This window comes from Vibrio sp. 03_296 (genome assembly GCF_002265885.1).
On record NZ_NPKW01001113.1, the window covers coordinates 1 to 638 of the forward strand.

The following is a 638-nucleotide window of genomic DNA, read 5'->3' on the forward strand; positions in this document are numbered from 1 at the left end:
KGGAGTGGGMTGCAAAAGAAGTGGGTAGTTTAACCTTCGGGAGGACGCTCACCACTTTGTGGTTCATGACTGGGGTGAAGTCGTAACAAGGTAGCGCTAGGGGAACCTGGCGCTGGATCACCTCCTTATACGATGATTATTGCGATGAGTGTTCACACAGATTGATATGGTTTAGAAAGTTTAGAGTATCTTAGTGTCCCGTTCGTCTAGAGGCCTAGGACACCGCCCTTTCACGGCGGTAACAGGGGTTCGACTCCCCTACGGGATACCATGGGTCGTTAGCTCAGTCGGTAGAGCAGTTGACTTTTAATCAATTGGTCGCAGGTTCGAATCCTGCACGACCCACCATTACTTCAAGAKTTGGGGYTATAGCTCAGCTGGGAGAGCGCCTGCCTTGCACGCAGGAGGTCTGCGGTTCGATCCCGCATAGCTCCACCATTCTTGAACGCAATGGGCGATTAGCTCAGTTGGGAGAGCACCTGCCTTACAAGCAGGGGGTCACTGGTTCGAACCCGGTATCGCCCACCACTCTTTAAATATTTTTAGTGTTTCTTAATGAAAACCACCTTCTTTATGTCTGTGGTTGATTTTTCGACGCTGAAAGTCTTTAAAAAGTGTGTTTCTCATAGAGAATTGCA

General features: G+C 49.2%; 4 tRNA genes and 1 rRNA gene. All 5 read left to right on the plus strand.

What is annotated here, in order from left to right:
- A 16S ribosomal RNA gene (locus tag CIK04_RS35080) occupies positions 1–128 on the plus strand; the annotation flags it as partial.
- Positions 129–195: 67 nt separating this feature from the next.
- Positions 196–271: transfer RNA gene (locus CIK04_RS30155), tRNA-Glu, on the plus strand.
- Between the two features lies 1 nt (position 272).
- Positions 273–348: transfer RNA gene (locus CIK04_RS30160), tRNA-Lys, on the plus strand.
- A 14-nt stretch (positions 349–362) separates the two neighbouring features.
- A tRNA-Ala gene (locus CIK04_RS30165) sits at positions 363–438 on the plus strand.
- A 14-nt stretch (positions 439–452) separates the two neighbouring features.
- Positions 453–528 (plus strand) — tRNA-Val (locus CIK04_RS30170).
- Positions 529–638 lie beyond the last annotated feature (110 nt).